Raw genomic sequence first — 18,475 nt, forward strand, 5'->3', positions numbered from 1 at the left:
AGGCTGTGAGCGTACAAATAAAAAGGCCGCAGCATAATGCTGCGGCCTTTTTATTCATACACTGTGAAATCAGTCGTCGCCTTCGTCACGCTCATCGGCCGGACGCATCTGATTTTGCAGGTAGTTCGCCAAACCAACCTTGTCGATCAGGCTCAGCTCGGTCTCGATGATATCGATGTGCTCTTCTTCTTCTTCAAGGATTTCCTTGAGCATGTCGCGGGTAACATAGTCGCGTACAGACTCGCAGTAAGGAATGGCCTCAAGCAGATCGGCGTGGCCTTCATATTCAATCTTGAGATCGGCCTTGAGCATTTCGACCGTATCTTCGCCGATGTGAAGCTTGCCAAGATCCTGCAGGTTGGGCATGCCGTCGAGGAAAAGAATGCGCTCGATCAGCGTATCCGCATGCTTCATTTCATCGATCGATTCTTCGTATTCCCACTTGGCGAGCCCTTGCAGCCCCCAATTGCGATACATGCGAGCATGCAAAAAATACTGGTTGATAGCGACCAGTTCGTTGCCCAGGATCTTGTTAAGATATTCGATAACCTTCGGATCGCCTTTCATGCTTTTCTCCCCATGCTTTTTGGAAACACGTCGCAGCGCATGACGTTCTACTACGTCTGTGCGAGCAGTATCTATCACGCATGGTGAAAAATCGAGTTTGCGAACCTATTTTTTAACCACGGTTGAAAACCGATAATGCGAACAATTCTAATCTGTCATTCGATTAAAATGTCCACAAAGAACACAATGTTTCAAACGGCGTAAGCCAGATCGTAATTCTGCATTTCTGTCAGGATGGCGTCGCGTACCACCGCCTTAGCAACACAGGCACATTTACCGCATTGGGTAGAACAGCCCGTCATTTCACGCGCCTCTTTCCAAGAGCGTGCGCCATCACTCACTGCCTCTTGCAACTGACGATCAGTAACACCCTTACACAAGCAGACGTACATGAAAGGTCCTCCGCGTTGAGATTTAGAATGTAAATGATTCTCATAAAGAAGCGCAAGGATCTAACTGTGAAAAGTTTTCATTTAGATTTGGATGCACAACGGCGTCATTCACATACCCCCTCTGCCCTTTCGATGCAAACACCTGCCTCAAACATGGCTAAAGTGTTGAATAAAAAAGGCGAATGGTTTCCCATTCGCCTCCTGGACCTTCAATAGCGTTATCAGCACATACCGTGACCCACTCGCTATTTGGTATTTATCTGATGCATTTGCTCAGAGATGGCTGTGATATGACTCAACCCATCCATGAATAGCTTCGCCTACGTGGTCCCCGTTAATACAGACCCAGCGGGCTGCGATCGTAGGAGATCAGCTGACACTTGGTCTGCTGATAATGATTGAGCATCATCTTGTGGGTTTCACGGCCGATACCGGACTGTTTATAACCGCCAAATGCCGCATGTGCGGGATATTGATGATAACAGTTGGTCCATACCCGTCCAGCCTGAATCGCCCGCCCCATGCGATAGGCGCGGTTGATATCGCCTGTCCATACGCCTGCGCCAAGACCAAACTGGGTGTCGTTAGCGATCGCCAGTGCTTCCGCCTCATCCTTGAACGTGGTGACCGACAGCGCCGGGCCGAAGATCTCTTCCTGAAAGACCCGCATGTTGTTGTGGCCCTTGAGCATTGTCGGCTGGATATAAAAGCCTCCGGACAGATCGCCCTCCAGTGACGTCTTGCTACCGCCGAGCAGGAACTCAGCCCCCTCCTGCCGCCCGATATCCATATAGGAAAGGATCTTGTCGAACTGTTCCTTGGACACCTGGGCACCGATCTCGGTGTCGGTATCGAGTGGATCGCCCTGCTTGAGCCGTTTGGCACGTTCAATCGCCCGCTCGATCAACGGCTCATAAATGGATTCGTGAATCAGGGCTCTTGATGGACAGGTACATACCTCGCCCTGATTGAGGAAGGTCATCATCAGCCCTTCGACGCACTTGGCAGTAAAATCATCGCCGAGGCTCATCACGTCTTCGAAATAGATGCTGGGTGATTTACCGCCTAGTTCCAGCGTCACAGGAATGATTCGCTCGGCGGCGCGCGCCATGATATGGCCACCGACCGGCGTGGAACCGGTGAACGCCAGCTTGGCGATGCCGCGATGGCGCGTAAGCGCCTCACCGGCTTCCTCGCCGATACCGTGCACCACATTGATTACGCCAGGCGGAATCAGGTCGCCGATCAATTCAAGCAGCACATTGATCGAAGCCGGTGTCTGTTCGGCGGGCTTGAGCACCGTACAGTTACCTGCCGCCAGCGCCGGAGCGAGTTTCCAGCCCGCCATCAGCAGCGGAAAATTCCACGGAATGATCTGCCCGACCACGCCATAGGGTTCATGAAAATGGTAAGCGACCGTATTGGCATCGATTTCGCTGATCGCCCCTTCCTGGGCGCGGATGCAGCCCGCGAAATAGCGAAAGTGATCGACCAGTAGTGGAATGTCGGCAGCGAGGCATTCGCGAATCGGCTTGCCGTTGTCCCAGGTTTCAGCCACGGCAATCATTTCCAGATTCTGCTCAATCCGGTCGGCGATCCGCAGCAGCACGTTGGAACGCTCGGCGGGTGAAGTCTTACCCCACGCCGGCGCCGCCTTGGTAGCCGCCTCGACCGCACTATCAATGTCCGCCGCGCTGGAGCGGGGAACTTCGCAGAACACTTCCCCGGTGACTGGCGTGATATTCTCCAGATAGCGACCTTCAGTGGGAGCCACCCATTCACCGCCGATAAAATTCTCGTAGCGCTGCCTGAAGGACATCAGCGCCTCGGAATGGCCAGGCCTTGCATATTTCATAACCGCCTCCCGTTATAAAATAACATTTAACCCTTAGAGCACCGATCCAGCCTATGGCGGTACTAGGCATAACGCAAAAAACCATTGTCTAAGCGACAATCCCGGGCCGAGGCGTTTGAATGGAAGGTTGAGTTGCGATAAAAAAAGCGTTCCAGCCTACCTGGAACGCCTTGGTTACCTTTCCCACTTACCGTTAGCCGGTTCGTCGCAGCATCATCAGCCCCAGCGCAAAACAAATTATCGTAGGCGCCAATACCGCCCAGATCGGTGAAAAGCCGAACACTGTCGATGCTGGCGCCAGCAGATCCTGAGTGTATTTAAAGACCAGTCCCGTCACGATGCCGTAAAATACTCGGGTGCCAGCAGCAACGGTGCGTAGCGGACCAAAGATGAACGATGCTGCCACCAGTACCAGTCCCGCCAACACCAACGGCTGCAAGACCTTCTGCCAGAAGTACAGCCATACACTCGACGCCGAGGTCCCTTGGCTCTGTAGGTAGTTTCCATAGCGCCACAGATCACGCAGCGACTGACTCTCCTTGTCGGTAATGACAAGGCGTAACAGATCAGGCTGCATGGACGTTTGCCACGTCATGCTGGGCAGTGTTTCCGCCCGCGTTGCTTCCGCTGTCAGGTGTGTAATGCGCACATCCTGCAGTTGCCAAGTTCCATTGTCGTAAACCGCCCGATCGGCATGTAGTGCCTCATCAAGCCGCTGACCATCGAAATGATAGCGATCGACACTGATGATGGTGTTATCGGAGCGTATCGAACCAAACCGATAGAAGCTATCGCCTTCACGCTGCCAGCCGCCACCTTGCGCTGTCACGGCGCCGGCCCCCTCCTGCTTGACTGTACGCCAGGCGTTAGCGTACTGCTCGGTCTGGGGCGCCACGAATTCACCCACCACCATAGTCAGCACAATCACCAGACCCAGCGGCTTCATCACGCCCCACAGGATCCGCGTCAGGGATCGACCGGCCGCACGCATTACGGTCAACTCATTGCTTGAAGCCATCGACCCCAGCCCTAGCAAGGCCCCTAACAGCACGCCCACCGGCACATATTCATAAAAACGCCATGGCAGACGCATCAACAAGTACAGCAGCACATCGAAGGCACCGTAATCGCCCTCAATGTCACTCAAGTCGTTGATGTAAGTGATCACCAGATCAAGCCCGAGGATCAGGACCTGAACCACCAGCATGGCGCTCAGCACATTGCGTGCGATATAGCGGTCGAGACGATCAAACATCAGCCCTGCCCCCTATTGCGCGACATGATGCCTCTGCCTAGTCCCAGCAGCCAAAGCCCGACAACAAGATACACGGCATGAATGGGCCACAGCCCAATGGTTGGCGACAGCTGGCCCTCACCCACGGCATTCTGAGCAGCAAGCAGCAGACTCAAGTAGCTGATATGCAAGAAGATAGCGGGCAACAGCTTGGCAAAACGTCCCTGACGCGGATTGACCTTAGCCAGCGGCAAGGCGATCAGGGTCAGAATAGGCACCATAAGAATCAGCGAAATACGCCACTGCAGAGCCGCACGCGCCTCAAGATCATCACTGGACCATAGCACGGAGGTGGGCAACAGTTCGGCATCGTCAAATTCCTCCGGTGGTTCAGCGCGATCAAGGCGCACGGCATAGGTATCGAACTGAAGCCGCTCGGATTCGGCGTCACCCGGCGAGACGCTATAACGTTCGCCATTGGACAATACCAAATAGCGCGTTCCCGCCTCGTCATCGTTGACCTGATAACCGCTTTGCGCACGCGTTACCACCGGCACGGAAGTCCCATCGCTGCGCGTCTCTCGCTCGGCAATGAAAACATCCTCCATGTGACTACTGTCCTGGGTAATCGCCTCGGCATAAACTGTCCGGTTGCCCTCGACAGTTTGAAACCGTCCGGGGGATAACAGGCTGAAATCGGCGCGCTGCTTCTGTTCGGTCAACACACGTTCGTTATGCGCCAGACCATAGGGCGTGAGCCACAGACTACACACCGCCACCAAAAGCGCGACCAGCGTCGCTGGCCAGAGGGTAATACTCAATAGCCGACGCGAGCTAACACCACAGGCCCGAAGTACGGTCATTTCACTGTTGAGGTAAAGCTGGCCATAGGCGAGAAGGATGCCGAGAAAAAAGGCCAGCGGGAGAATCAACTCCATGAAGCCGGGGATACGCGACAGCATCAGACTGCCGAGCAGCGAGGCAGGAAAATCGCCTTCGGCCGCAGAGGCAAAGTAGCGAATGAATCGACTGCCCATGATCACCAGCAGCAACACACCCGTTACGGCCATCATGGTCAGGAGTATTTCACGAATCAAATAGCGAACAACAATCAAGCACAGGCTCCCTTTGCTCCGTGGCGAAACGGCTCTTAACCAGGCACGTACGCGTCATGAAGAGTTTACCGAACCCACGTCCAGCCGTTCCCGCTGGCGACATGTGCGTGTTCATATCATGCAAGAACACAAGGCTTTGCGTACACTGAGCAATCGCGGGCATCGCACCTGGCAACGCGGCGATTCCTGTTCAGGGTCGACCAAGAAGACCCGTTGAGCCAGTCTTCGTTTCCGGGCAGGCGCTTGAGCAGCGTATGATCAAGAGATTCCCGGACGCCGGCATTATCCCGAATCCTCAGACCTTTGTCTTGTGGAGAAGTCCCTAAGTCTTGTGGAGACATCATGGAATTTTCCGTTCTCACCGCCAATCCAGCCAAAGCAGAAGCGGGCTGTATCGTTGTGCCCATTCTCAAGGGAGGCGAACTGACGCCTGCCACGGCAAAGCTTGATGACGCCAGTGAGCGTTTGATTGGACAACTGATCGAGCGCGGCGATTTCAATGCTGAGCTCGGCAATACCCAGCTTGTACCGTTCGCCCCCGGCCTCAATACCGACCGCTTGCTACTGGTCGGCTGCGGCGAGCAGGACAAGCTGACCGAATCGCGGTTTCGCAGTGCGCTTGAGGCCGCCATGAGTGCGCTCCTCAAGCTGCCGATCGACGATGCCGCGATCGCTTTTACCGACACGGATCTGGGCACCAGCGAGGTTAACTGGAAAGCGCGCATGATCGGAGAAGTCGCGAATAAAGCGCTTTACCGCTTTGATGACTTCAAGACCACCAAGAGCGAACCGCCAAGCCTCAAGCATCTCACCTTACTCGTCAGCGATCCTGGCGAAGCCAGTGCTGTCGAAGCCGGCGTCAAGCTGGGCGCTGCCATCGGTGATGGCATCAATCTGGCCCGCCAGCTCGGCAATCTGCCTGGCAATGTCTGTACACCGCGTTATCTGGCTGAGCAGGCTACCGCGCTGGGTCAGCACGGCAACCTGAGCGTCACCATTCATGACGAAAAAGCGCTGGAAGAGATGGGTGCAGGCGCCATTCTCGCCGTCGGCAAGGGCAGTGTCGAACCACCACGGCTGATCGTGATGGAATACAAGGGTGCCGGCGATGACGAAGCGCCCCATGTGCTGATCGGCAAGGGTATCACGTTCGACACCGGCGGCATCTCGCTCAAGCCCGGCGCCGACATGGACGAGATGAAGTTCGACATGTGCGGGGCCGCAAGCGTGCTCGGGACAATGCAGACCGTGTTGGCCACCCAGCCCAAGGTCAACGTCATCGGCATTATCGCCGCCGCTGAAAACATGCCAGGCGGCCGCGCCATCAAACCCGGCGACATTATCACCACGCTCAAGGGGCTAACGGTCGAAATCCTCAATACCGATGCCGAAGGCCGCCTAGTGCTGTGCGATGCGCTTGCCTATGCCGAGCGCTTCAAACCCGCCAGCGTGGTCGACATCGCCACACTGACCGGTGCCTGTGTGGTTGCACTGGGTGCCCATGCCATCGGCCTATTCTCCAACGACGACGATATGGCGCTCGATATCCTTGAGGCCGGGGAAACCGCCTGGGACCGCGCCTGGCACATGCCATTGTGGGATGAATACCAGAAGCAGCTCGATTCCCACTACGCCGACCTCGCCAACATCGGCGGTCGTGCGGCAGGGGCAATCACGGCGGCCTGCTATCTGTCACGTTTTGCCGAGCAGTATCCCTGGGCGCATCTCGATATCGCCGGCGTCGCCTGGGTAGGCAAGAAAGGCGCCACCGGCCGACCGGTAGGCCTGTTGTCGCAATACATCTTCGATCGGGAAGCTGAAATCGCAAGCACTGCTGAGTAAACGATAAACACGCACCTCAAATCGGGCTTTCTCGATTTGAGGTGCTTATGTCATTCTTAAGTGACCTTTCCAACAGACCTCCTCAGATAACGCTGAGTGCCTGCTGAAAATCAACCGATTTATCTGCAAACGTAGCAATGGAGAATCACGACCGTGTCCACTTCAGGCTTTGACGTAAAGCCCAGCGCCAATCCGACCGACGCCAACGTTCGTAAGGAAATCCTGGCTAACCCTGGCTTTGGCCGCTTTTTTACTGACCACATGGCGCATGTACGCTGGACCAAGGATGACGGCTGGCATAGCAGCGAAGTCCGCCCTTACGGTCCGCTGACGCTCGATCCTGCTGCATCGGTACTGCATTACGCACAGGAAATTTTTGAGGGTGTCAAAGCCTATCGCCACGCCGATGGCTCGGTATGGACATTTCGTCCCGAGAAGAATGCCGCACGCTTTCGCGCCTCGGCGCGTCGTCTCGCTCTGCCCGAACTCGATACCGAAACGTTCATCGGCTCGCTGAAGGCGCTGGTTGCTCAGGATGTCGACTGGGTACCTACTCCGGCCAGCGAAGCGGAGGAATCAAGCCTCTACCTGCGTCCATTCATGATCGCCAGCGAGAAATTCCTTGGCGTGCGCCCCTCGAAGGAAGTCGACTACTACGTGATCGCCTCGCCGGCGGCGGCCTACTTCAAGGGTGGCGTCAAACCGGTCTCGATCTGGTTGTCTTCGAACTACAATCGCGCCGCGCCCGGTGGTACCGGTTTCGCTAAATGTGGCGGCAACTACGCGGCGTCGCTAGCCGCCCAGAAGGAAGCCGAAGTTCACGGCTGCGACCAGGTCGCCTTCCTCGATGCCGTCGAGAATAAATGGGTTGAAGAACTCGGCGGCATGAATCTGTTCTTCGTGTTCAAGGATGGCCGTATTGTCACTCCCGCTCTTACCGGCACTATCCTGGAAGGGGTGACCCGTGACTCGGTGCTCACGCTGGCCAAGGATGCCGGGCTCAAGCCCGAAGAGCGTCAAATCAGCATCGATGAGTGGCGTGACGGCATAGCCTCGGGTGAGATCAGCGAAGTGTTCGCCTGCGGCACGGCGGCGGTCATTACGCCCATCGGTGAGCTGGTCAGCGAACACGAGCGCATCACCTGTACGTCCGGCAGCGGCGGCGAAGTGGGCAAGTCGCTGCGCAAACAGCTGCTCGACCTGCAGTACGGTCGCAGTGAAGACAAGCATGGCTGGCTGACACGCCTCGCCTGATGTGTGTTTTCAGGCGGGCGGCCGATACTGTCGCCCGCCTGCCCCCGTTCAAAGCCACCCGGCAGATAGGCAAGGAAAAGCGATGAGCAAGGTTATGATCATTACCGGCGGCAGCCGGGGCATCGGCGCGGCAACCGCGCTACGCGCGGCTCAAAAGGGCTATGCGGTCGCCGTCAACTATCGTGCCAATAGTGCTGCGGCTGATCAGGTCGTCCAGAACATCGAGAGTAGCGGCGGGCGCGCCATCGCTGTCCAGGCCGACATGGCGGTTGAGTCCGACATCGTCAGGCTGTTCGAAACGGTTGATCGCGAGCTGGGCCGTGTCGATGTGCTGGTCAACAATGCCGGCATTGTCGATCAGGTGTCCCGCGTCGAGGCGATGAGCTTTGAACGTGTCGATCGCATGATGCGTGTCAACGTCACCGGCCCGTTCATTTGCGCGCGTGAGGCGATCAAGCGCATGTCGACCCGCCACGGCGGCAACGGCGGCTCTATCGTCAATGTCTCGTCAGCGGCCTCACACCGCGGCGGCTCGGGTGAATACGTTGACTATGCCGCTTCCAAGGGCGCCATCGATACCTTCACCGAAGGGCTTGCCAAGGAGCTCGCCGCCGAAGGTATTCGCGTTAATGCCGTACGCCCTGGCGTCGTCAAGACCGATATCCACGCCAGCGGCGGCAACCCCGGCAAGCCGGAAAAATCGAGCCAGGCCATTCCGATGGGGCGCGCGGGCGAAGCAGATGAAATTGCTTACGGCATTCTATGGCTGGCCAGTGATGAAGCCGCGTTCACCACCGGTGCCCGCCTCGACATCGACGGCGGCGTATAGCCGTCTGTTTGCCTCTCAAGCCGCACCAGGTTTAGCCTGAAAAGTCGGCAAACGCAGGTACTTTCCAGGCTAATCTCACATGACTCAGATCGATTTCTATATTCTCCCCCACACCACACTTGAAGCACGCTTCGATTTCGCCTGCCGCCTGGCCGAGACCATTTTTCGCAAAGGGTATCGTCTCCACGTTCATACCGAAGATGAGGCCATGGCGCGTGCCTTTGACGATAAGTTATGGACGTTCAGGCCCGATGCCTATGTACCTCACGCGCTGATGGATGCAGATATGGACCCCAAGGTGCCAGTGACGATTGGCTGGCAACAGGTGCCCGAACCGGGCATTGAGGCACTGCTCAATCTCCATCCCGAAATTCCTGAGTGGTTTTCACACTTTGAACGGGTTGCCGAAATCATCAACCAGCACCAGGACGTACTGACCGCCAAGCGCGCCTGCTGGCAGACCTATAAAAGTCGCGGCTATCCGGTCAAGGCGCACAATATCGACAAGTGATAGCGATGTTGGGTCGCGGGGAAGCTGCCATGGCAAGCACTGCAGGACACAAAAAAGCCGGCGCAGGCGCCGGCTTTTGTTGTTATCGCTTTTAAATTTTGAAACGGCCGACTACTTGGCGCAGCTCAAGTGAGCGCTGCTCCAGCTCGCTGGCGGCAGCGGCAGTCTGCTCGACCAGGGCGGCGTTGTGCTGAGTCGTCTGATCCATCTGGCTGACGGCTTCAGTAATCTGCTCAATCCCCCCCGTCTGTTCGCGAGTCGCTGCCGCGATCTCACCGAGCAGATCGGTCATGCGCTGGATTTGCACGTCGATTTCCTGCATCCGCTCGTTGGCCGTACCTACGCGCGCGGCTCCCTCGGTGACCTGCTGATTAGACGATTCAATCAGCGTCTTGATGTCCTGTGCGGCGTCGGCCGAACGGTTGGCTAACTGGCGTACTTCACCTGCGACCACCGCGAAGCCTCTTCCCTGCTCACCGGCACGCGCGGCCTCGACCGAGGCATTAAGCGCCAGAATATTGGTCTGGAAAGCGATGTTGTCGATCAACGAGATAATGTCGGTAATCTTGCGAGCACCGTCCGTAATATCGCTCATCGAACGGACCGCCGAGGTGATCGCGTCCTGACCGATCCTTGATGTTTCGGTCGCCTGACGAGCCAACTGGCGCGCCTGATCGGCACTGTCGGCGCTCTGACGTACCGTGGCGGTAATTTCTTCCATGCTCGCAGAGGTCTGCTGCAATGCAGAGGCCTGCTGCTCGGTACGCGAGGAAAGCTCCTGATTACCGGAGGCAATTTCGCCTGCGCCATGATCAACAGCCGAACTGGTGCGATGAATGGCATGTACCGACTCACTTAGCCCGTCACGCATACGCTTGATATCATGTAACAGGCTGTAATTATCGCCTGAGCGCAACTCAACCGGCGCGGTCAAATCACCACCGGCAATACGCTCGACCACGCTTGCCGCATAGCTTGGCTCACCGCCTAGACGACGCAGGATATTATTGATCAGCAGCCAGAACACCGCTGTCACCAGCGCGCCAGCGATCAGCGCCACTATCCCGGATTTGATCAGCTGCGCCTTGACGATTGAATTGATATCCCCCATGAAGACGCCACTGACCACATAGATATTCCACGGCTTGTACTCGGCAACATACGCTTTAACCTGCGGCGTTTTCTCACCATCACGGGGAAAGTTCGAACTGTAACTAACAAACCCACTCCCCTCCTGGCTCCCCTTTTCGACTACCGTCTGGAAAATTTTTACACCGTAAGGATCCTCGACCTGCGCGACATCCTGTCCGGTGGGACGCTTGGGGTGGCTGAAAATCTTCAGGTTACCATCAACGGCATAAACGTAATTATCGCCATCAAAGCGCATCGCGCTGATCTCCTCAGCGGCGCGACGCTTGGCCTCTGTCTCGCTGATTACGCCACTGCTAACTTGACTCTCATAATACGCCATCAGCGTTTTAGCCATGCCGACAACGTTAACCATGCTTTGCTCGCGCTCGGCATGTATCGACTGGCGACTTTGCCAGGCATTGATCAGCAACATGCCGACCAAAATCAGCCACAGCACACCGATGCCCAGCCCTAGCTGCTTGCGTACTGTCATAGAGGAAGCTTTGTGCTTCAGTTGCTTGGAAGATCCCGCTTTGGCCAACACTGCGGCCTCGCGAGGAAGTTGGTTATGGTGACCCTGCGCTAATTCCACGATTTTCTCTCATCTTTGGACGGCGTTACGACACTGATCAACAGGCAATAGCGGCTGCCGCTGACGAGAGAGGCCCCGAAGCGATGCGCTATGCTGCTGTATTCTTAAATCAAAGGGGGAACAACGCCTTATTATCGTCCTTACCGTTACAAACTTTAACATATCTCTCTATCCCCGCTCCGTCATGACGGCAGCGCCCGTGTAGCGCTATACTTGCTGCCATTTATCGTTCGCTTCTGCGCTGTTTCTTGCGCAGCGAGTGCCACCACGTTCAAAGCGAGTCAGTCAGCCCATGGAAAAAACCTATCAACCCGAAGCGATCGAAACCCGCTGGTACAAGCAGTGGGAAGCGGATGCACGTTTCGCGCCATCCGGTGAAGGTGCTCCCTACTCGATCATGATTCCGCCGCCCAACGTGACCGGCAACCTGCACATGGGCCACGCCTTTCAAGATACGCTGATGGACACCCTGATCCGTTTTAAGCGCATGCAGGGCCACAACACGCTGTGGCAGGTCGGCACCGACCACGCCGGCATTGCCACCCAGATGGTGGTTGAGCGCAAGCTCGCCGCCGAGGAAGGCAAGTCGCGCCACGACCTCGGACGTGAGGCGTTCATCGACAAGATCTGGGAGTGGAAGCAGGAATCGGGCGGTCACATCACGCGTCAGCTGCGACGCATGGGTGCCAGTGCCGACTGGACGCGCGAACGTTTCACCATGGACGACGGCTTCTACAAGGCAGTTCAGGAAGTATTTGTGCGCTTGCATGACGAGGGCCTGATCTACCGCGGCAAGCGTCTGGTCAACTGGGACCCGGCACTGCTCACCGCCATCTCCGATCTTGAAGTCGAAAGCGTCGACGAGAAGGGCCATCTGTGGCACTTCCGTTACCCGCTCGCTGACGGTGCCACCACCGCCGAGGGCAAGAACTACATCGTTGTCGCCACCACCCGTCCCGAGACAATTCTCGGCGACACCTGCGTGGCAGTGCATCCCGACGACGAGCGTTATCAAGATCTGGTGGGCAAATATGTCGAGCTGCCGCTACTCAAACGACGCATCCGCATCGTCGCGGATGACTACGTTGAGCGTGAATTCGGTACCGGCTGTGTCAAGATCACCCCCGCTCACGACTTCAACGACTATGACGTCGGCAAGCGCCACCAAAGCGTGCTGATCAACATCCTTACGCCGGACGCACGCATCCGCGAGCATGCCGAGATTTTCAACTTCGATGGCACGCCTTACACCGAGCTCGATGCCTCTCTACCAGCGGACTATGTTGGCCTGACCCGCGAAGAAGCACGCAAGAAAATCATCGATGACTTCGACGCTCTCGGCCTGCTCGGCAAGACCGATGATCATGCCTTGAAAGTACCGAGAGGCGACCGTTCCGGCGTCATCATCGAGCCGCTGTTGACCGATCAATGGTTCGTCGCGGTTGAAGAGCTGGCCAAGCCGGCCATCGCCGCGGTCGAGAATGGCGATATCCAGTTCGTGCCCAAGAACTACGAGAACATGTACTTCGCCTGGATGCGCGACCTGCAGGACTGGTGCATCTCACGCCAGCTGTGGTGGGGCCACCGCATCCCGGCCTGGTACGACGAGGCCGGCAATGTTTATGTGGCGCGCAACGAAGACGAAGTGAGAGAGAAGTACAGCCTCGCCGCCGAGATTGTGCTGCGCCAGGATAATGACGTGCTCGACACCTGGTTCAGCTCGGGGTTGTGGACCTTCGGCACCCTCGGCTGGCCGGAGAAGACACCGGAGCTTGAAACGTTCCATCCCACCAGCACGCTGGTGACCGGCTTCGACATCATCTTCTTCTGGGTGGCACGGATGATCATGCTGACCTTGAAGTTTACCGGCGAGGTACCGTTCAAGACCGTCTATGTTCACGGCCTGGTGCGCGATAGCCAAGGTCAGAAGATGTCGAAATCCAAGGGCAACGTACTCGACCCGATCGACCTGATCGACGGTATAGAGCTGGATACCCTACTCGACAAGCGCACCGGCAACATGATGCAGCCGCAGAAGGCCAAGGCGATCGCCAAGGCGACTCGTGGCGAGTTCCCCGACGGCATCGAGCCCCACGGCACCGACGCGCTACGCTATACCTTCCTGTCACTGGCCTCGACCGGACGCGACATCAAGTTCGACATGGGCCGCCTCGACGGCTACCGCAACTTCTGCAACAAGCTGTGGAATGCAGCGCGTTACGTGCTGATGAACACCGAAAATGAGGATTGCGGCCCGGACGGTGAAATCGCTCTTTCACTGGCTGATCGTTGGATCATTTCACGGCTGCAGCAGACTGAAGTACAGGTCACCAAGGCGCTGGAAGAATATCGCTTCGATCACGCCTCACAGGCGCTCTACGAATTCGTCTGGAACGAATATTGCGACTGGTACCTGGAGCTTTCCAAACCGGTACTGTGGGACGAGGACGCGCATCATTCCGCCAAGCGCGGCACGCGCCGCATGCTGGTGCGTGTACTGGAAGTTATCCTGCGTCTCGCCCATCCGATGATGCCGTTCATCACTGAAGAGATCTGGCAGCGCGTCTCGGTGCTGGCTGCGGTACCGTTCGATGAGACCGGCACCACGATCATGACCCAGCCGTGGCCGGTGGCGGATGCGTCACGTATCGATGAAGACGCGATTCGTGACATTGAATGGCTCAAGGGCGTGATCGTCGCGGTGCGCAATATCCGCGCCGAAATGAATATTGCCCCCGGCAAACCGCTGACGGTCTATCTAACCAAAGGCGCTCAAGCAGACCGCGAGCGTCTGCTCGGCAATGAACTGCTGCTGACCAAGCTCGCCAAGCTGGAAAGCGTCAGCTATCTGCGCCCGGAGGATGAGCTCCCCGTCTCGGCGGTGCAGTTGGTGGGCGAGATGGAGGTGCGTGTACCTATGGCCGGCTTGATTGATAAAGACGCCGAGCTGGCACGCTTGGCACGCGAAATCGACAAGCAGGACAAGCTGATCATGGGCATCGAGAAGAAGCTCGGTAATGAGAGCTTTGTCGCCAAGGCACCCGCCGAGGTCGTCGATAAGGAAAAGGGTAAACTCAAGGACGCGCAGACAGCACGTACCTTGCTGCTTGAACAGCGCGACAAGATTGCCTCGCTGTAAACTCTCCCTGTAAACATTAAGCGTTGATAAAAAGCCGCCTAAGGGCGGCTTTTTTCATGGCTGAACCCATACAATGACAACCAACAAAAATATACGAAACACTGTTCTTTAATTATAATTTAAGAATTACAACCTCATGGGTCACGCTGTCATGAAACTACGCAGGATCTTGTTGTTCAATACGCTGGGCATTGTGCTGCTCATCAGTTGGGGACTACCCCACGTCATGCTGTGGACTACTCTCGATGACGATATTTTCTGGTTCTTCAATCAATTCATCAGTCCCGATCACATGCGTTGGTCCGAAACGCTGGCGATACTCAACATGCGTGTCTTCGATGCCATCGCGTTCGGCATCATGGGACTTTTATTCGCGCTTGCGGTCATGCGCGACCCTCGACCACTGCGATTCTGGCGCTGGCTCGGTATTGGCGTGACGATGCTTTTAACGGCGGGCCTGCTGGCGCTGTTTACCACCGAGGGCATTCGCTATGGTCATCCCAGCCCGACGGCGTTCTTCGCCAACGCCCGGCATCTGACCGACGTTGTCTCCACCATTGCGACCAAGGATTCGGCCAAGAACAGCTTCCCGGGCGATCATGGTCTGATGCTTATGGTATTCGCCGCCTTCATGCTGCGTTTTAGCGATCGCCGAGTGGGTCTGTTGAGCATGGCCTTTGTCGTGCTACTGAGTGCACCACGCATCATGGTAGGTGCACACTGGTTCAGCGATGTCTACATGGGCTCACTGACCATTGCCTTGATTGCGCTGCCCTGGGTGCTGTGTACGCCGCTGGCATCACGCTGTGTCAAAGAAATTGTCCGCATGGCACAACGCTTTCGCCTGCCATTCGCTTGAATCATGCCTGGCGCACTCACGCCTCGACGGTGTCGTGCGCCACGCTCCGATTGCGCCCACAGCGCTTGGCTTGATAAAGACGCCGGTCAGCCTGCTCGATGACGGCACTCAATGACAGATCGGCACCGGAAACGGCGATACCAACACTGACCGTGATACGCAGCGTGACGCCATTAACGCTACATGGCGTTTTCTCGACACGTGAACGCAGGCGCTCGCCAATGAATACAGCACCGCCCAGCGGCATCTCGCGCAGGAAAACGAGAAATTCCTCGCCGCCTATCCGGCCGATCGCGTCCCCCTCACGCAGGCTTTCGCGCATGCATTTCACTAGGTGACGCAGCACCTCATCTCCGCAGGCATGGCCATAGATATCGTTAATCTTCTTGAAGTAATCGACATCGATCACCATGACGGCATAGCTCCAGCCTTGGCGATGATAGCACTCGCTTTTCGCCATGATGCCGCGCCGGTTCAGTGCGCCGGTCAAGGAATCATAGGCCGCGCTATTGCGGTAAAGATATTCAAGATGACGCGCCACGCGCCCTACACAGGTCAACATGGCACCGGCGACCAGCGTGACCACAATAAGATTGAGAATGCTCACAAGCGGATGCATGTCCAGTGCCACCAGTGAAAGAGGCCCGGCACATATGTGCATGTAGAGATACAGCCCACTCATCGACAGCAGGAACCCGGCCGTACAGATGGCCTTTGTCAGCGACGAAAAATCACTGAGATAGATCACGACAATAATGAGCAGGAAATAATAATCAAAACCACTCAGCATGCCGTAAGTCAGCATGCCGATGAGAGTCAACGCTGTGAAAACGCTCAGCAAGATGACGACCGAGGCATTGATGTAGCCATGCTGATGCACCCATAGCGCGCCTACACCGCCTGCGAGCCCTGCCCCAGCGCCCCATATCAGTGGCCACCCACCCAGCCATACCGCAAGCGGAGTAACCAACAGCGCCAAGGCAAGGACGGCTATCAGATGAATATGGATAAACGTTTCATACTGACGACGCTTCTGGACAGAAAGTCCGGGAGGCAATTTAAATAGTCGCCGGAAAAAATTCCAGGTTATGCGTCCTGCATTCATGAGATTCCTGCTTTCTGTCACGATATCAGGCGGTGATATCGGCGGTATGGTGGTTTTTCGCATCCCACTATCGGCCGCAGGGCAGGATAACTTGAATCAGCGTTTTGTCTCGGCGGGAAACGCGTCACTTTGCCTCCAGAAATAGGACGCATAAAGTAACGCAGAGATAGTCCGTGGAAGTTGCCAAGAAGGGCGTAAGAAAAACACGTGCAGGAGGCGCGGCCGGAGCGCGGCCGCGCACGATTACGACTTACCAGCTACCGGTATTTTCCATTGAAACCCAAGGCTCCTGAGGCTCCTGTGCCTCGCCTTTCTGCAGTAATTCAATCGAGATGCCGTCCGGCGATTTAACAAACGCCATGTGACCATCACGCGGTGGGCGATTGATCGTCACACCGTTGTCCATCAGATGTTTACAGGTCGCATAAATATCATCGACACGATAGGCCAGGTGACCGAAATTGCGTCCGCTGTCGTATTCCTCCGGGTCCCAGTTATAGGTCAGCTCAAGCTCAGGCGCCTTGTGATCTTTCGAGCTGGCCTCGTCTTCGGGCGCGGCGAGGAAGATCAGGGTAAAACGGCCCTTATCATTCTCGAGACGGCGAACCTCGCTCAAGCCAAGCAGGTCACAGTAGAAGTGCAGCGACTTATCGATATCGTTAACACGCACCATGGTGTGCAAGTATTGCATGATCATCTCCAGTAGTAGTGACAATAAATGGCCCACTTTCATGGGCCATACTGAGGACGCTAACGATAGCATGCCAACCACTATGCATGCCTATTGTTAACCCTCCCGGCAAAGCCACAGCGGCATCGGTAGTCTACTCGTCGTCGCTGATCACGGTGACCGCCATGCCGAGGCGCCTTTGCCATCTTTCAACCTGAACGCCGTAAACAGCGAAGCCCGACGGAACTCAGCTATCCTGTAAGCCCAGACGTTCATGCCAGGCATCAAGTGCCTCGTCTGGATACTCGGCGAAGCATTTATCCTTGTCACTGGCCGCGACAGTGACCCACTCCGGCTTCGAGCCGAGCATGAAGTGGGTGCGCTCAGGTGGCACTGGCAATGGAGTATCGATCGCGCCGGCATGAGGATGGAGCATGTCGGGATACTCCGGCGACCACAGCCACAGCGCTGTGCCACATTCGCCACAGAACTTGCGCTCAGCAGAGGAGCGCGAGCCATCGGGCATCCTGGCATGATAGGTGCGGATGAACTCGCTGCCTTCGATACTTAGCGTATCGGTCTTGGCACCGAGATTGATCGCAAACCCGCCGGTACCGGCTGTCTTGCGGCAGATGCTGCAGTAGCACAGATTGAACGGATAGGGCGCATTGGCCTCGACAGAGAAACGTACCGCCTGACAGTGACAGCTTCCTTCGAGATGCATCGGTCATCCTCCTGTACGCTGAACAGTGGCATTACCTTGAACATGCAAAGCGTAGCATTTCCTGCCGCACACGAACCGAAAAGAGAACGACGATGAGCAGCTATTGTGACAGCGCCCCCGGCCATCCTTTTCACGGCCCTTACCATGACCATGAATATGGTTTTCCCGTTGATGACGATAACGTTCTGTTCGAGCGGTTGGTGCTGGAAATCAATCAGGCGGGGCTCTCGTGGCTGACCGTGCTGAAAAAGCGCGATGCCTTTCGTGACGCCTTCGAAGGCTTTGAGATAGCGCGAGTGGCTGCCTACGGCGAAGCCGAACGTGAACGTCTACTTAACGATGCCGGCATCATCCGCAACCGTTTAAAAGTCGACGCGGCCATTCATAATGCTCAAGTGATCATGCAGCTGCAGCATGATTATGGCAGTTTCAAGGCTTGGCTCGACGCCCATCATCCCCTTACGCTGACGGAGTGGATGAAGTTGTTCAAACGCACCTTTCGCTTTACCGGGGCTGAGATCGTCAATGAATTCCTGATGAGCACCGGCTATCTGCCCGGCGCCCATCGCGACGACTGTGCAGTTCAATGTCAGGTACTTAACGCCATGCCACCTTGGGCATCAAGCTAACCTTTTCAGTACGCTGGCATATTTTAA

16 protein-coding genes are annotated in these 18,475 nt (G+C 56.4%); 7 read left to right on the plus strand and 9 right to left on the minus strand.

Going from position 1 to position 18,475, the window contains the following annotated elements; translation table 11 throughout:
* Positions 1 to 69: 69 nt before the first annotated feature.
* From bfr to lptF, 5 genes are all read right to left on the minus strand, one after another.
* On the minus strand, positions 70 to 567 hold the full coding sequence (gene bfr, locus C3Z11_RS02260) for a bacterioferritin (protein ID WP_106475905.1): 498 nt from the start codon (positions 565 to 567) through the stop codon (positions 70 to 72).
* A 191-nt stretch (positions 568 to 758) separates the two neighbouring features.
* Positions 759 to 959 (minus strand): (2Fe-2S)-binding protein, encoded by a 201-nt coding sequence (locus tag C3Z11_RS02265; RefSeq protein ID WP_106475906.1) that lies wholly within the window; start codon positions 957 to 959, stop codon positions 759 to 761.
* A gap of 334 nt (positions 960 to 1,293) precedes the next feature.
* On the minus strand, positions 1,294 to 2,814 hold the full coding sequence (exaC, locus tag C3Z11_RS02270) for an acetaldehyde dehydrogenase ExaC (RefSeq protein ID WP_106475907.1): 1,521 nt from the start codon (positions 2,812 to 2,814) through the stop codon (positions 1,294 to 1,296).
* Between the two features lie 193 nt (positions 2,815 to 3,007).
* Positions 3,008 to 4,072, minus strand: a complete 1,065-nt coding sequence (lptG, locus tag C3Z11_RS02275; protein ID WP_106475908.1) for an LPS export ABC transporter permease LptG — start codon at positions 4,070 to 4,072, stop codon at positions 3,008 to 3,010.
* Complete coding sequence (gene lptF / locus C3Z11_RS02280) at positions 4,069 to 5,163, minus strand: LPS export ABC transporter permease LptF (protein WP_106475909.1); 1,095 nt, start codon at positions 5,161 to 5,163, stop codon at positions 4,069 to 4,071. Before lptF ends, lptG begins: the two co-directional genes overlap by 4 nt.
* 342 nt (positions 5,164 to 5,505) lie before the next feature.
* On the opposite strand from lptF, the gene C3Z11_RS02290 reads away from it, so the two are divergent.
* The 4 genes from C3Z11_RS02290 to C3Z11_RS02305 all read left to right on the plus strand — a co-directional run bounded on the left by C3Z11_RS02290 (position 5,506) and on the right by C3Z11_RS02305 (position 9,599).
* Positions 5,506 to 7,005 (plus strand): leucyl aminopeptidase, encoded by a 1,500-nt coding sequence (locus C3Z11_RS02290; protein ID WP_106475911.1) that lies wholly within the window; start codon positions 5,506 to 5,508, stop codon positions 7,003 to 7,005.
* A gap of 153 nt (positions 7,006 to 7,158) precedes the next feature.
* Positions 7,159 to 8,259, plus strand: coding sequence for a branched-chain amino acid aminotransferase (locus C3Z11_RS02295; protein ID WP_106475912.1), 1,101 nt, complete (start codon positions 7,159 to 7,161; stop codon positions 8,257 to 8,259).
* Between the two features lie 82 nt (positions 8,260 to 8,341).
* On the plus strand, positions 8,342 to 9,088 hold the full coding sequence (locus tag C3Z11_RS02300) for a glucose 1-dehydrogenase (RefSeq protein WP_106475913.1): 747 nt from the start codon (positions 8,342 to 8,344) through the stop codon (positions 9,086 to 9,088).
* Positions 9,089 to 9,167: 79 nt separating this feature from the next.
* On the plus strand, positions 9,168 to 9,599 hold the full coding sequence (locus C3Z11_RS02305) for a DNA polymerase III subunit chi (RefSeq protein WP_106475914.1): 432 nt from the start codon (positions 9,168 to 9,170) through the stop codon (positions 9,597 to 9,599).
* Positions 9,600 to 9,690: 91 nt separating this feature from the next.
* Here C3Z11_RS02305 and C3Z11_RS02310 read toward each other — a convergent pair whose 3' ends face one another.
* A complete protein-coding gene (locus tag C3Z11_RS02310; RefSeq protein WP_106475915.1) occupies positions 9,691 to 11,322 on the minus strand; it encodes a methyl-accepting chemotaxis protein in 1,632 nt (543 codons plus the stop codon).
* A gap of 292 nt (positions 11,323 to 11,614) precedes the next feature.
* Between C3Z11_RS02310 and C3Z11_RS02315 the strand changes: the two genes are divergently transcribed.
* Entirely contained in the window at positions 11,615 to 14,461 is a 2,847-nt protein-coding gene (locus tag C3Z11_RS02315; protein ID WP_106475916.1) for a valine--tRNA ligase, read from the plus strand.
* 151 nt (positions 14,462 to 14,612) lie between these two features.
* Positions 14,613 to 15,320, plus strand: coding sequence for a phosphatase PAP2 family protein (locus C3Z11_RS02320; protein ID WP_106476917.1), 708 nt, complete (start codon positions 14,613 to 14,615; stop codon positions 15,318 to 15,320).
* 16 nt (positions 15,321 to 15,336) lie between these two features.
* Here C3Z11_RS02320 and C3Z11_RS02325 read toward each other — a convergent pair whose 3' ends face one another.
* The 3 genes from C3Z11_RS02325 to C3Z11_RS02335 form a co-directional block, all read right to left on the minus strand.
* On the minus strand, positions 15,337 to 16,425 hold the full coding sequence (locus C3Z11_RS02325) for a GGDEF domain-containing protein (protein WP_158700898.1): 1,089 nt from the start codon (positions 16,423 to 16,425) through the stop codon (positions 15,337 to 15,339).
* Between the two features lie 250 nt (positions 16,426 to 16,675).
* Positions 16,676 to 17,116, minus strand: coding sequence for a lactoylglutathione lyase (gloA, locus tag C3Z11_RS02330; protein WP_106475918.1), 441 nt, complete (start codon positions 17,114 to 17,116; stop codon positions 16,676 to 16,678).
* A 226-nt stretch (positions 17,117 to 17,342) separates the two neighbouring features.
* Entirely contained in the window at positions 17,343 to 17,819 is a 477-nt protein-coding gene (locus C3Z11_RS02335) for a GFA family protein (protein ID WP_106475919.1), read from the minus strand.
* Positions 17,820 to 17,911: 92 nt separating this feature from the next.
* On the opposite strand from C3Z11_RS02335, the gene C3Z11_RS02340 reads away from it, so the two are divergent.
* The gene (locus C3Z11_RS02340) at positions 17,912 to 18,448 is read left to right on the plus strand and encodes a DNA-3-methyladenine glycosylase I (protein ID WP_106475920.1); all 537 of its coding nucleotides are present in this window, start codon (positions 17,912 to 17,914) and stop codon (positions 18,446 to 18,448) included.
* The last annotated feature ends 27 nt before the right edge of the window (positions 18,449 to 18,475 follow it).

This window comes from Phytohalomonas tamaricis, from assembly GCF_003012345.1.
In the GTDB taxonomy this organism is placed as follows: Bacteria; Pseudomonadota; Gammaproteobacteria; order Pseudomonadales; family Halomonadaceae; genus Phytohalomonas; species Phytohalomonas tamaricis.

Excerpts from the sequence above, each read along its gene's own strand:
- gloA (WP_106475918.1), bottom strand. The coding sequence starts at position 17,116 with ATGCAATACTTGCACACCATGGTGCGTGTTAACGATATCGATAAGTCG.
- C3Z11_RS02300 (WP_106475913.1), top strand. The coding sequence starts at position 8,342 with ATGAGCAAGGTTATGATCATTACCGGCGGCAGCCGGGGCATCGGCGCG.
- C3Z11_RS02315 (WP_106475916.1), top strand. The coding sequence starts at position 11,615 with ATGGAAAAAACCTATCAACCCGAAGCGATCGAAACCCGCTGGTACAAG.
- C3Z11_RS02325 (WP_158700898.1), bottom strand. The coding sequence starts at position 16,425 with ATGAATGCAGGACGCATAACCTGGAATTTTTTCCGGCGACTATTTAAA.
- C3Z11_RS02290 (WP_106475911.1), top strand. The coding sequence starts at position 5,506 with ATGGAATTTTCCGTTCTCACCGCCAATCCAGCCAAAGCAGAAGCGGGC.
- C3Z11_RS02340 (WP_106475920.1), top strand. The coding sequence starts at position 17,912 with ATGAGCAGCTATTGTGACAGCGCCCCCGGCCATCCTTTTCACGGCCCT.
- C3Z11_RS02265 (WP_106475906.1), bottom strand. The coding sequence starts at position 959 with ATGTACGTCTGCTTGTGTAAGGGTGTTACTGATCGTCAGTTGCAAGAG.
- C3Z11_RS02305 (WP_106475914.1), top strand. The coding sequence starts at position 9,168 with ATGACTCAGATCGATTTCTATATTCTCCCCCACACCACACTTGAAGCA.
- exaC (WP_106475907.1), bottom strand. The coding sequence starts at position 2,814 with ATGAAATATGCAAGGCCTGGCCATTCCGAGGCGCTGATGTCCTTCAGG.
- bfr (WP_106475905.1), bottom strand. The coding sequence starts at position 567 with ATGAAAGGCGATCCGAAGGTTATCGAATATCTTAACAAGATCCTGGGC.
- C3Z11_RS02335 (WP_106475919.1), bottom strand. The coding sequence starts at position 17,819 with ATGCATCTCGAAGGAAGCTGTCACTGTCAGGCGGTACGTTTCTCTGTC.
- C3Z11_RS02320 (WP_106476917.1), top strand. The coding sequence starts at position 14,613 with ATGAAACTACGCAGGATCTTGTTGTTCAATACGCTGGGCATTGTGCTG.